Source organism: Streptomyces sp. NPDC093598, from assembly GCF_044764825.1.
Lineage (GTDB): Bacteria > Actinomycetota > Actinomycetes > Streptomycetales > Streptomycetaceae > Streptomyces.
The window spans coordinates 262,375-275,453 of sequence record NZ_JBIWIV010000008.1; the positions used below are offsets into that span (position 1 = coordinate 262,375).

The following is a 13,079-nucleotide window of genomic DNA, read 5'->3' on the forward strand; positions in this document are numbered from 1 at the left end:
TGTCAGTCCTGATCTGGGTGCTCCGCTCCTGACTGGCCTGCGCAGATGGCCAGGACGTCGGCCCCGTAGCGGGTGAGCTTGCGCATCCCCACGCCCGGGATGCGGGCGAGCTCGCGCTCGTCGTCGGGGGCGGTCTCGGCGATCGCCATCAGGGTCCTGTCCGTGAACACGCAGAACGCGGGCTGGCCGCTGTTGCGCGCCTGGTCGGCCCGCCACTCGCGCAACCGCTCGTACAGGCCCTCGTTCATGTCGGAGGGGCAGTCGTCGCACCGCATCAGCTTCATCTCGCCCGGGTCGGTCAGCGTGCGGCCGCAGACCCGGCAGCGGGCGGGAACTCGCTGAGTCCGTCTCGGGGCGGACCCCCTGGTTCCGGGGATTCCGCGCTCGATTCCGCCCGCTCCCCCGGCGGTGGCGCGGCCCGTGGTGGCCGTCGAGCCGGGGCGCAGCCCGTCGAGGAAGCGGCTGGGACGGCGGTTGGGGCGGCCGCCGGGTGAGCGGGAGAGCGCCCAGGAGACATGGAGGTGTTCGCGGGCGCGGGTGACTCCGACATAGAGGAGGCGGCGCTCCTCCTCGATCTGTTCGTCTGTCTTCGCGTAGGTGATCGGCATCATTCCCTCGGCGACCCCGACCAGGAAGACGACGTCCCACTCCAGGCCCTTGGCCGAGTGCAGCGAGGCGAGGGTGACGCCCTGCACGGTGGGGGCGTGCTGGGCGTTCGCCCGTTCGTCGAGCTCGGCCACGAGGTCGGCGAGCGTGGCGCCGGACCTGGCGGCGGCGAAGTCCTGGGCGAGGTTCACGAGGGCGGCCAGGGACTCCCAGCGCTCTCGCACGGCGCCGGAGCCGGCCGGTGGCTGCGGCGTCCAGCCCTCCCCCGACAGCACGGCGCGTACCTGGGAGGGGAGGTCGACGACGTCGTCGAGGAGGGAGTCGTTGCCGCCGAAGCGGGCCGCGCCGCGCAGTGCGATGCCCGCCTTGCGCACCTCGGGGCGGTCGAAGAACCGCTCGGCGCCGCGCAGCTGGTAGGGCACTCCGGCGTCGGCCAGGGCCTGCTCGTAGGTCTCGGACTGCGCGTTCGTGCGGAAGAGGATGGCGATCTCGGAGGCCGGGACCCCGGAGTCGACGAGCTCGCGGATCCGGCGGGCCGCGCCCTCCGCCTCGGCGGGCTCGTCGGTGTACTCGGCGTAGACCGGCTCGGGACCGGGCGCGCGTTGGGAGACGAGCTCGAGGCGGTGGTCGGCGGCCCTGCCCCGGGCCTGGGCGAGCAGACCGTTGGCGAGGTGGACGACCTGGGGGGTGGAGCGGTAGTCGCGGACCAGTTTGACGACGGTGGCGCCGGGGTGGCGGGTGCGGAAGTCGAGGAGGTGGTCCGGGGTCGCGCCGGTGAACGAGTAGATCGTCTGGCTGGCGTCCCCGACCACACACAGGCTGTCCCGCTCGCCCAGCCACAGTTCGAGCAGGCGCTGCTGGAGGGGGCTGACGTCCTGGTACTCGTCGACCACGAAGTGCTGGTACTGGGCGCGGATCTGCTCGGCGATGTCGTGCCGGTCCTGAAGGACGGCCACGGTCAGCAGCAGCACGTCCTCGAAGTCGATGACCGACCGCTCGCGCTTGACGTCCTCGTAGGCCGCGTAGAGCTGGGCGATCTCGGCGGGGTCGCGGGGGGATTCACGGCCGGCCTTGGCGGCGGCGGGCGCGTAGTCGGCGGGGACGGTCTGGGTGACCTTGGACCATTCGATCTCGGCGGTGACGTCCCGCAGCTCGCCCCGGTCGAGCCGGATGCGGCAGGCGGCCGCCGCGTCGGCGACGAGCTGGATCTTGCGGTCGACGAGCCGGGGCATGGAGCCGCCGATCGCTTTCGGCCAGAAGTACTGGAGCTGGCGCAGGGCGGCCGAGTGGAACGTCCGCGCCTGGACGCCGGCGGCGCCGAGCTGGCGCAGCCGGCCGCGCATCTCCCCGGCGGCGCGGTTGGTGAAGGTGACGGCGAGAACGCTGGAGGGGTGCAGGATGCCGGCGCGCACACCATAGGCGATGCGGTGGGTGATCGCCCGGGTCTTGCCCGTGCCCGCGCCCGCCAGGACGCACACCGGACCGTGCAGGGCCGTGGCCACCTCGCGCTGCTCGGGGTCGAGCCCTTCGAGCACCGCGTCGGCGGAGTCCGGTACCTGCGGGAACAGGGTGGAGTGCGTTGCTGCTGTCACACGGCCATGCTGCCAGGTCGCGGGAGACGGCAGCGTCGGTTGTCCACAGGCACGCACTGATAGTCGTACCGATGCGGCAGGCGTCACGCCGGGCCGGGCGCGGGGCACGGGAATGGTGGACCTTTCACATACGTTCCCCTCACTGCGACCACCCGCCCCGAGCCACCGAAGGAGCACGAGAGACATGCTGGGCACTGTGACGATGTACAGCACCACGTGGTGCGGCTACTGCCGCCGGCTGAAGAGCCAGATGGACCGCGAGGGCATCGCGTACACCGAGATCAACATCGAGCAGGACCCGGAGTCCGCCGCGTTCGTGGAGAAGGCGAATGGCGGAAACCAGACAGTGCCCACCGTCCTGTTCCCGGACGGCTCGACGCTCACGAACCCGTCGCTGGCTCAGGTGAAGCAGAAGATCGGCGCGTAATCGCGGCACGCTGGTGCGGGGAAGGCGGCTCCTGAGGCAACTCGGGGGCCGCCTTCTCGTGGTCGGCCGCACACCCATGGTGTGGCGTGCGCACGGGCATGGAGTGCCGTGCGCACGGGCGAGCTCGATCAGGCGGGCGCCCCCGTCAGGCGGCGCTCCGCGTCGGGAGCGGCTTGCCGTACCAGAGTTCGATCAGGCGGGCCGCGATCGAGATGCCGTAGGGCGGGAGCATCTCTCCGGACTCGAAGGCGGCGCGCAGCTCGTCGCGGGAGAACCAGCGGGCCTCGTGGATCTCGTCGCCGTCGACCTCGATCTCGGTCGAGGTGGCGCGGGCCATGAAGCCCAGCATGAGGCTGGACGGGAAGGGCCAGGGCTGGCTGGCGACGTACTCGACCTGGCCGACGCTGATGCCGACCTCCTCCTTGACCTCGCGGCGCACCGACTCCTCGATGGACTCGCCGGGCTCGACGAAACCGGCGAGCGTGGAGAAGCGGCCCTCGGGCCAGTGGACCTGGCGGCCGAGCAGGACGCGGTCGTCCTCGTCGGTCACGGCCATGATCACGGCGGGGTCCGTACGCGGGTAGTGCTCCGCACCGCAGGCCTGGCAGCGGCGGATGTGCCCGGCGGCGGCGATGACGGTGCGCTCGCCGCAGCGCGAGCAGAAGCGGTGGGTGCGCTGCCAGTTCTCCAGCCCCACGGCGTGCACCATCAGGCCCACGTCGCGGGCCGACAGCAGCGCGCCCGCCTCGCGCAGGCCGGCCGGGCGCGCGGACTGGTCCATGCGCCCGGGCAGGGAGTCCTTCTGGAGGGCGAAGTAGCGGACGCCGTCCTCGTCGATGCCGAGGAAGTAGCGGTGCGCCTCGGTGAGGGGGGCTTCGAAGGAGGGGGTCATGACGAGTTCGGTGCGCCCGTCCGCCGTCTCGTCGATGAGGACCTGTCCGCCGGAGACCACGAAGCAGCGCGTGCTGGGGTGGCTCCACGCCGCCGCGAGCCAGGCCTCGTCGAGCCGGTGGTGGGCGGCCCGGTCGATGCCGCTCGGGGCGGTGAGCGAGATGGGGCGGTCGGCGTTGTGGTCGGTCCAGGTGGTCACGGGTGCTTCCAACTCCCCCGGTGGGACGGTCGGGTTCGGCAGGCGGTTCAGCGGGACGTAGGGCGGGAGGCGACCGGGTCCGGCGGGCTCGGGCGGGCGGGGCTTCCAGTGTGCCCCGCGCGCGTGGCCGGTCCGGACGGCACGGGACGCTCAGGGTGCACGGCGCCAGTTCTCGGCGAGGTCACCCCACAGGTACGCGGTGGCCTCGACGCCTTTGAGGAGCAGGTCGAGTTCGACTTTCTCGTTCGGGGCGTGCCAGCCGTCCGAGGGGACGGAGATGCCCAGGAACAGCACCGGAGCGCCGAGGACGTCCTGGAGGTCCGCCGCCGGGCCCGAGCCGCCCTCGCGCGTGAAGCGGACCGGCTTCTCGAAGGCCCGGCCCATGGCGCGGGTGACCGATCGCAGGGCCGGATGGTCCAGCGGCGTCAGGCACGGGCGCGTGGCCCCGCTGAACGTGATGTCGCAGCGGATCCCGGGCGGCATCTGCTGCTCGGCCCAGGCGCGGACGGCCTTCTCCACATGGTCGGGGTCCTGGCCCGCGACCAGGCGGAAGGACAGCTTCAGCAGGGCGGAGGACGGGACGATCGTCTTGCTGCCGGGGCCCTGGTAGCCGCCACCGATGCCGTTGACCTCCGCGGTGGGGCGGGCCCAGATCCGCTCCAGGGTGGTGTATCCGGCCTCCCCCTGGGTGGCGTACGACTTGGCCGTGCGCAGCCACTGCTGCTCGTCGAAGGGCAGTTCGGCGAGGAGTTCGCGCTCGCGTTCGGTGAGTTCGACGACGCCGTCGTAGAAGCCCGGGATCGCCACCCGCGCGTGCTCGTCGTGCAGGGCGGCGACCAGGCGGGCGGCGGACGTCGCCGGGTTGGGCACCGCACCGCCGAAGGAACCGGAGTGGATGTCCTGGTCGGGGCCGTACAGCCGTATCTCGCACTCGGCGAGGCCGCGCATGCCGGTGCACACCGTGGGGGTGTCCTCGGACCACATGCCGGTGTCGGAGACGATCACGGCGTCGGCGGCGAGCCGTTCGGCGTGCTGCTCGACCAAGGCTCGGAAGTGCGGCGAGCCGGACTCCTCCTCGCCCTCGATCAGCAGCTTGAGGTGCACGGCCGGGGTGGTGCGGCCGGTGGCGGCGAGGTGGGCGCGGACGCCGAGGGTGTGGAAGAACACCTGGCCCTTGTCGTCGGCCGCCCCGCGCGCGTAGAGGCGGTCCCCGCGCACGACCGGCTCGAAGGGCTCGCTGTCCCAGCCGTCCTCCCGGGCGGCGGGCTGCACGTCGTGGTGGCCGTAGACCAGCACCGTGGGAGCCTGCGGGTCGTCACAGGGCCACTCCGCGAAGACGGCGGGCGCGCCCGGGGTCGGCCATGTCTCGGCCGTCGGGAAGCCGGTCTCCGTCAGCTTGGCGGCGAGCCAGTCGGCGCTGCGTCGTACGTCGGGCGCGTGGTCCGGCTGGGCGGACACCGACGGGATGCGCAGCCATTCGGCGAGGTCGTCGAGGAAGGCGGCGCGGTGCTGCTGGATGTACGTACGGACGACGCTGTCCGGGGTCTGGCTCATGGTCACGAGCCTATCGGCCCGCACCGACGTCCTCGGAGTGCGGTTCCTCACCGGGCCCCGCATTCGACCGTGCACCCCTTTCCGCGCCGGCCGGCTCCTCCAGCAGCAGCCGCTCCAGGGCGGCCCGGTCCGGCAGCTCCTGCGGGCGTACGACCTCGCCGCTGCGCACGTACAGGAACGCGGCCGTGACCGCCTCAGGGGGGACGCCCTGCTGCTCGGCCCAGGCCAGGCGGTAGACGGCGAGCTGGAGCGGGTCGGCGGTGCGGGAGCGGTTCGTCTTCCAGTCGACGATCTCGTACCTCGCGTGATCTCCGTGACCCTCCTTGTAGACGGCGTCGATGCGGCCCCGGACGATCCGGCCGGCGAGCGCGAGCTGGAAGGGGACCTCCACCCGGTGGGGCGTGCGGTGCGCGTACTCGGTGCGCTCGAAAGCGTCCTTGAGGGCCTCCAATTCCTGTTCATCGGCGATCTCGGCCTCACTGCCGGGCAGTTCCTCCGGCTCCAGCATGGGCAGCGTGAGCGCTTCGAAGCGGGCCTCGACCCAGGCGTGGAAGCGCGTGCCGCGCCGGGCCGCGGGCTGGGGCGGGCGGGGCATGGGGCGGGCCAGCTCCTGGGCGAAGCCGTCCGGGTCGGCGGCCAGGCGCAGCAGCTGGGTCGCCGAGAGCGACGCCGGGAGGGGGACGTCGGTGACGCTGTCGCGGGCGCGCAGGAGTTCGCCGGTGAGGGCGTCGAGGTCACGGTCCCAGGAGGCGATGGTGCGGGCTTCCTCCGGGGTGAGGTGCGGGTGTTCCCGGTCCCCGGGGCCGCCTGGACGCTTCGCGAGCGTTGGGTGCGGGCCGGCGGCCGGGGGCTCCGGTGGGGCCGCTTGGCGGGGGACGGTGGGGCGGTCCGCGGACCGGGCGTCCCGGTCCGCCGGGCCGACCCTGTGGACGTCGTCGAAGGGGTCAGCTTCGAAGGAGTCGTCCCCGAACGAATCCTCGTCGAAGGGGTCAGCTTCGAAGGAGTCGTCCCCGAACGAATCCTCGTCGAAGGGGTCCTCGTCGGAGAGGGCCTCGTCGAAAGGGTCCGTTTCGCCGTACGGAGGCTCGTCGTCCGGGGGCGGCGGCCACTCCGGGTCGTCGAGGGCGTCCGGGTCGTGCACGGCCGCGGGGTGCCCGTGCTCGTGGGACGCGAGGTCCTCCAGGTGGGCCAGGACTGTCTCGGCGGCCGCGCGGCGCCGGGCGAGGGCTGTCTCGTCCAAGGGCAGAGGCCACACCTGGTCGGCCGTCGCCTGGTGCAGGGCCGGGTTCTCCTCGCCCTCGGCGGGTTCGTCCGCCCAGGCCTCGATCTCGCCGTACCCGGCCTCGCAGTGCTCGTGGAGTGCCTGGAGAAACGCGGACGGCCCGCGGTGCTTCTTCTGGGTCGGGCCCCACCAGTGACCGGAGCCGAGGAGGAGGGAGCGGGGGCGGGTGAAGGTGACGTAGCCGAGGCGGAGCTCCTCGGTGTGCTGGTGGTCCTTCATGGCCTCGTGGAAGGCCTTCAGTCCCCTGGCGTCCCAGGACGCCACGTCGGGCAGAGTGTCGGCGTCGCCCCGCAGTTCGTGCGGCAGGACCTTGCCCTGGGAAGTCCACTTCTCGCGGCCCTGGCTGCTGGGGAAGGTGCCGGTGACCAGGCCCGGGACGACCACGACGTCCCACTCCAGCCCCTTGGACTTGTGGGCGGTGAGCACCTTGACGGTGTTCTCGCCGCCGGGGAGGGCGTTGTCGAGGCCCTTCTCGTACTGGGCGGCGGTGCGCAGGAAGCCGAGGAAGGCGAGCAGGGACGCCTCGTTGTCGCCGGCGGCGAAGGACGCGGCGACGTCCAGGAAGTTGGAAAGGGTCTCGCGGCGGCGGGCGGCCAGGGCGTGCGGCGACGCCGACAGCTCCACCTCCAGGCCGGTGACGGCGAGGACGCGGTGCAGGACGTCCATCAGCGGGTCGGCCAGAGAGCGGCGCAGCTCGCGCAGTTCGGTGGCCAGCCGGGCGAAGCGCACCCGCGCGTCGGGCGAGAACGGCAGGCCGTCGTCGTCTCCGCGGCCGTCCAGCGGCGTCTCCAGGAACGTGTCGAGGGCGTCCGCGAGGGAGATCACCTCGGACGGGTCGACGCCCTCGACGGCTTCGGCGAGGCGGCGGTCCCGGTCGTCGTCGTCCGCCACGCGCGCGTGGGCCACGAGGAGCCGGGCGCGCCGCCCCAGGAGGGCGAGGTCGCGCGGACCGATGCGCCAGCGCGGGCCGGTCAGCAGCCGTACGAGGGAGGCGTTGGCGCCGGGGTCCTGGAGGACCTCGCAGACGGCGACGAGGTCGGCGATCTCGGGCAGGTGCAGCAGCCCGGACAGGCCGACGACCTCGACGGGGACGTCCCGGGCCACCAGGGCGCCCTGGATCTCGGCGAAGTCGGTCGCCGTGCGGCACAGGACGGCGATCTCCGCGGGTGCCGTCCCGGTCCGGACGAGGTGGGCGATCGAATCGGCGGCCCAGTCGATCTCCTCGGCGTGGGTGCGCAGCAGGGCGCAGCGAACCATGCCGTCGCGCTCGGCGCCGGGGGCCGGGCGGAGAGCCTCCACGCCCGCGTGCAGAGCCCGCAGGGGCTCCGCGAGGCCGTTGGCGAGGTCGAGGAGGCGGCCGCCGCTGCGGCGGTTCTCGCTGAGGGCCTGGCGGGTCGCGGGGCGGCCGTCGGCGTGGGCGAAGTGCTCGGGGAAGTCGTCGAGGTTGGCGACGGAGGCGCCGCGCCAGCCGTAGATCGCCTGGCAGGGGTCGCCGACGGCGGTGACCGGGTGGCCGGTGCCCTCGCCGAACAGGCCTGCCAGGAGGACACGTTGGGCGACCGACGTGTCCTGGTACTCGTCGAGCAGGACCACCCGGAACTCGTCGCGCAGGGCGCGGCCCACCTCGGGGATCCCGGCGAGCCGGGCGGACAGGGCGATCTGGTCGCCGAAGTCGAGCAGGTCCCGCTCCCGCTTGGCGGCCCGGTAGCGGTTCACCAGCTCGGCGAGTTCACGCCGGGCGGCCGCCGCGTCGGGCACCTTGCGCAGATCGGCGTTGCTGAGCTTGGCGCCGCGCAGGGTCAGCAGCAGTTCGGCGTCGTACGCGCGCAGTGCCTCCGGGCGTACGAGGTGCTCGGCGAGTTCGGCGTCGAGGGCGAGGAGGTCACCGACCAGGTCCGGGAAGGAACGGGTCAGGGCCGGGTAGGGCCCCGGGGCCTCGCGCAGGACGCGTGCGGCGAGCTGGAAGCGGGTGGCGTCGGCGAGCAGGCGCGAGGTGGGCTCCAGCCCGATGCGCAGGCCGTGGTCGGTCAGCAGGCGGCCCGCGAAGGCGTGGTACGTGGAGATCACCGGCTCGCCCGGCGGGTTGTCCGGGTCGATGGCGTCCGGGTCGGTGACGCCGGCCCTGACCAGCGCCTTGCGGACGCGCTCGGCGAGTTCGGCGGCGGCCTTGTTGGTGAAGGTGAGGCCGAGCACCTGCTCGGGGGCGACCTGGCCGGTGCCGACCAGCCACACCACGCGTGCCGCCATCACCGTCGTCTTGCCCGAGCCGGCTCCGGCCACGATCACCTGCGGGGCGGGCGGCGCGGTGATGCAGGCCGTCTGCTCCGGGGTGAAGGGGATGCCGAGGAGCTCCTTGAGCTGTTCGGGATCGGTGATACGGGCGGGCACATCGAAAGGCTAGCGGCGGCCACTGACAGTGGTGGCCGGATCGGCCTGCGGTGCGGGAGAAGCGCAGGTCAGCACAGGTGGTGCGATACCTCACTCGGCACCTCACTCGACGACGTGACGCCCCTCCTGCCGCGCGCTGCACGAGGCCCGGAACGCGCAGTGCGTGCAGTGCTGCCCGGCGGTCGGCGTGAACCGTTCGTCGAGGACCTTCCCGGCGGCGGTGGCCAGCAGATCGCCGACCCACTCCCCCTCCAGCGGCTCCTGGGCCTGCACCTTGGGCAGGCTCTCGCCGCCGTCGCGCTTGGCCGCCCCCTGCCGGAGGTGGACGAGTTCGGCGCCGCCCGGCTCGGGACGTACGCCGTCGAAGGCCTCGTCGACGGCGCCCTCGCGGACGGCCAGCTGGTAGACGGCGAGCTGGGGGTGGCGCTCCACCTCCTTGGAACCGGGCGCCTGCTTGCCGGTCTTGAAGTCGACCACGTAGGCGCGGCCGTCGCCGTCCGCCTCGACCCGGTCCATCTGGCCGCGGATGCGCACCTGGTAGTCGCCCGCTTCGAGGGTGACGTCGAAGTCGTGCTCGCTGGCCACCGGGGTGCGCCCGGTGCGGTTCATGACGTGCCACTGCAGGAACCGTTCGAGCGCCACGCGCGCGTTGTCCTTCTCCTGGGCCGACTTCCACGGCGCGTCGAAGGCCAACGCGTTCCACACGGAGTCGAGGCGTTCCATGAGGACGCCGAGGTCGGCAGGGGTGTGCCCGGAGGCGACCTCGTCGGCGAGGACGTGCACCACGTTGCCGAAGCCCTGGGCGGCCGTCGCGGGCGCGTCGGCCTTCACCTCGCGGCCCAGGAACCACTGGAGGGCGCAGGTGTTGGCCAGTTGGTCGAGGGCGCTGCCGGAGAGCACGACGGGCTGGTCGCGATCGCGCAGCGGCACCTTGGACTCGGTCGGCTCGAACATGCCCCACCAGCGGTAGGGGTGCGCGGACGGCACCAGGGGGCGGCCGTCCTCGTCGGCGAGGGCGGCGAGCCGGGCCAGTCGGTGGGCGGCGGCCTCCCTCAGGGCGTCGGAGACGCGTGGGTCGACCGTGGTGGCGCGCAGTTCGGCGACGAGTGCGGCGACGGACAGGGGTCGGCGGGGGCGTCCCGTGACGTCCTTGGGTTCGACGCCGAGTTCGGTGAGGAAGCGGGAGGGCTGGTCGCCGTCGTCCGCGGGGGCCTTGACCGCGGTGACGACGAGGCGTTCACGCGCGCGTGTGGCGGCCACGTAGAACAGGCGGCGCTCCTCGGCGAGCAGCGCGCCGGGGGTGAGGGGTTCGGCGAGTCCGTCGCGGCCGATACGGTCGGCCTCCAGGAGGGAGCCGCGGCGGCGCAGGTCCGGCCACAGGCCCTCCTGGACGCCCGCGACGACCACGAGGCGCCACTCCAGGCCCTTGGAGCGGTGCGCGGTCATCAGACGGACGGCGTCGGGGCGTACGGCACGCCGCGTGAGGGTGTCGGCGGCGATGTCCTCGGCGTCGATCTCCTCCAGGAAGTTCAGGGTGCCCCGGCCGCCGGTGCGTTCCTCGGCGCGGGCCGCGGTGGCGAACAGGGCGCAGACGGCGTCCAGGTCACGGTCCGCGTTGCGCCCGGCGGCGCCGCCCCGGCGGGCGGCCCGCTCCAGCCGCGCCGGCCATGGCGTGCCCTCCCACAGGTCCCAGAGCGCCTCCTCGGCCGTGCCGCCGCCCGCGAGGCGCTCGCGGGCCTTGCGCAGCAGCGCGCCGAGGCGCTGGGCACCTCGCGCGTACGTGGGGTCGTGCACGGCAAGACGCTCCGGCTCGGCGAGCGCCTGCGCGAGCAGCACGTCGGAGGGGGGCGGCAGCGGGTTGCCGGCGGCCCGCTCCTCGTCGCGCAGGGCTCGGCCGAGGCGGCGCAGGTCGGCGGCGTCCATGCTCGCGAGGGGGGAGGTGAGGAGGGTGAGGGCGGTCTCGGTGTCGAGCCAGCAGGCGGCCGGCTCGGCGTCGGGAGCGCCTTCGAACGCCGTGTCCCGCTCAGAAGCCCCGGCAGCCTCCGCCAGGGCCACCGCCCGCAACGCCGTCAGCAGCGGTGCCACCGCCGGTTCGTGCCGCAGCGGCACGTCGTCACCGTCGACGTCCACCGGGACGCCCGCCGTCGTGAGGGCGCGGCGGACCGCGGGGACGGTGCGGGAGCCGGCGCGCACCAGGACGGCCATGTCGCTCCACGGGACGCCGTCCTCCAGGTGAGCCCTGCGGAGGATGTCGGCGATGTTGTCCAGCTCCGTCCCGGACGTCGGGTACGTGTACACGTCGACGCGGCCGCCGTCCCGCACGGGGGCGAGTTCCCGATGGGCGCGCACCTTCTCGGCGGGTAGGCGGGTCAGCGGCATGCGCTGGGTGAGCAACCGGGTGGCCGCCAGCAGAGCGGCGCCGGAGCGGCGGGACGTGCGCAGCACCGAGACGGGGGCCGGGCGGCCGTCCGCGCGCGGGAAGGCGTGCGGGAAGTCCAGGATGCCGTTCACGTCGGCGCCGCGGAACGCGTAGATCGACTGGTCGGGGTCGCCGAAGGCCACGAGGGTGCGGCCGCCGCCGGCCAGGGCGTCCAGCAGCCGCACCTGGGCGGGATCCGTGTCCTGGTACTCGTCGACGTAGACGGCGTCGTACCGGGCGGCGAGCCACGCGGCGACCTCGGGGCGGCGGGCGAGGAGCACCGCGCGGTGGACGAGTTCGGCGTAGTCGATCACTCCCTGGAGGTCGAGCACGTCGAGGTACTCGGCGAGGAAGGCGGCCGCGGCGCGCCAGTCGGGGCGCCCCGTGCGGCGGGCGAAGGCGTCCAGGGTGTCGGGGCCGAGGCCCAGTTCACGGCTGCGGGCGAGGACCGCGCGGACCTCGTCGGCGAAACCGCGGGTGGTCAGGCAGGCGCGCAGTTCGTCCGGCCAGCGCACGTGTGCGAGCCCGAGCCGTTCCAGATCGACCTGGCCCGCGAGCAGCTCGCGCACCGAGACGTCCTGCTCGGGGCCGGACAGCAGCCGCAGGGGTTCCACGAACAGGTCGCTGGCCTGGTGGGCGCGGACCAGGGCGTAGCAGAACGAGTGGAAGGTGGTCGCCTGGGGGGCGCGGGCCGCCCCGGAGCGCAGGGCCATGCGGTCGCGCAGTTCGACGGCTGCCCGGCGGCTGAACGTGAGCACCAGGACGCGCTCGGGGTCCCCGCCCCGGGCGACGCGCTCGGTCACGGACTCGACGAGCGTGGTGGTCTTGCCGGTGCCCGGGCCTGCGAGGACGAGCAGCGGGCCCCCCGGGTGGTCAACCACGGAGCGCTGCGAGGCGTCCAAAAGAGGGGGGTCCACCCGAGCAGGAGGGGTACGTACCAGTCGGTAAGCGCCACGGCTCCCCCGCCGCACCCGGGGGTGCGACAGGCCGCTGGTGAAGGAAGAGGAGCTCACGTGGTTCGCCGGTTCTGGTGGAAGTGTGCTGGTTGGCGGCCCACCGCGCGTGGCGGGCGGTGACCGCGGGGTGACGGGGACACGCGCAGCCGACGCTACGCCGACAGGTGAGGCGGAAGCAGGGCTTCCCCTTCTTCCCGCCGGTCACTCGCGGCACACGCGGCACACATGCCCCTCACCTCACGAACGTACGTCATGTCCCCGGTGTGCCCCGATTCCCCCGTACGGATCACGGGTCACACGAGAGGCCGTCCGATGGCGGAAGCTGTCAGGTGTGACCCTCCGCGCGATCGCCGCCGTCCCACCGCGCCCGTCTCATGTCGATGCGCGGCAGGTGGCCTTCGGCGGCGCGGCTCGCCTCCTTCAGGGGCGTGCCCTCCGCCCGGTAGTGGCCGAGCGCCCGTTGCTCGTGCCCGGGCAGCAGAACGCCGTCCGCCCGGACGACCCGCCACCACGGAGCGGCTCCCCCGTAGAGCGCCATCACACGGCCGACCTGGCGCGGACCGCCCTGCTCCAGCCACTCGGCGACGTCCCCGTAGGTCATGACACGGCCCGGCGGGATCAGTTCGGCGACGTCGAGGACCCGCTCGGCGTACTCGGGCAGCGCTTGCGCGGGCCCGTCCTCGTACCGGCCCCCCTCAGGGCTCTGCTCACTCATCCGCCCCATCCTGCCCCACCCCACCGACAACGGGCCGGGCGTGCCCCCGA

At 73.6% G+C, this 13,079-nt stretch carries 7 protein-coding genes; 1 reads left to right on the forward strand and 6 read right to left on the reverse strand.

All coding sequences use genetic code 11. The features are described from left to right. Positions 1 to 2: 2 nt before the first annotated feature. A complete protein-coding gene (locus tag ACIRDU_RS24405; RefSeq protein WP_403582574.1) occupies positions 3 to 2,198 on the reverse strand; it encodes an ATP-dependent DNA helicase UvrD2 in 2,196 nt (731 codons plus the stop codon). Between the two features lie 184 nt (positions 2,199 to 2,382). Here ACIRDU_RS24405 and ACIRDU_RS24410 point away from each other — a divergent pair, with 184 nt between their 5' ends. After that, a complete protein-coding gene (locus ACIRDU_RS24410; protein ID WP_003992805.1) occupies positions 2,383 to 2,625 on the forward strand; it encodes a mycoredoxin in 243 nt (80 codons plus the stop codon). A 145-nt stretch (positions 2,626 to 2,770) separates the two neighbouring features. Here ACIRDU_RS24410 and nudC read toward each other — a convergent pair whose 3' ends face one another. From nudC to ACIRDU_RS24435, 5 genes are all read right to left on the reverse strand, one after another. Then, the gene (gene nudC, locus ACIRDU_RS24415; protein ID WP_403582577.1) at positions 2,771 to 3,715 is read right to left on the reverse strand and encodes an NAD(+) diphosphatase; all 945 of its coding nucleotides are present in this window, start codon (positions 3,713 to 3,715) and stop codon (positions 2,771 to 2,773) included. Between the two features lie 150 nt (positions 3,716 to 3,865). Then, positions 3,866 to 5,269 (reverse strand): dipeptidase, encoded by a 1,404-nt coding sequence (locus ACIRDU_RS24420; RefSeq protein ID WP_403582580.1) that lies wholly within the window; start codon positions 5,267 to 5,269, stop codon positions 3,866 to 3,868. A gap of 10 nt (positions 5,270 to 5,279) precedes the next feature. After that, complete coding sequence (locus ACIRDU_RS24425) at positions 5,280 to 8,939, reverse strand: ATP-dependent DNA helicase (protein ID WP_403582582.1); 3,660 nt, start codon at positions 8,937 to 8,939, stop codon at positions 5,280 to 5,282. Positions 8,940 to 9,041: 102 nt separating this feature from the next. After that, a complete protein-coding gene (locus tag ACIRDU_RS24430; protein WP_403582585.1) occupies positions 9,042 to 12,371 on the reverse strand; it encodes an ATP-dependent helicase in 3,330 nt (1,109 codons plus the stop codon). Between the two features lie 268 nt (positions 12,372 to 12,639). Beyond that, positions 12,640 to 13,029: an MGMT family protein gene (locus ACIRDU_RS24435; protein ID WP_260461299.1), complete on the reverse strand. Its 390-nt coding sequence runs from the start codon at positions 13,027 to 13,029 to the stop codon at positions 12,640 to 12,642. Between the last annotated feature and the right edge of the window lie 50 nt (positions 13,030 to 13,079).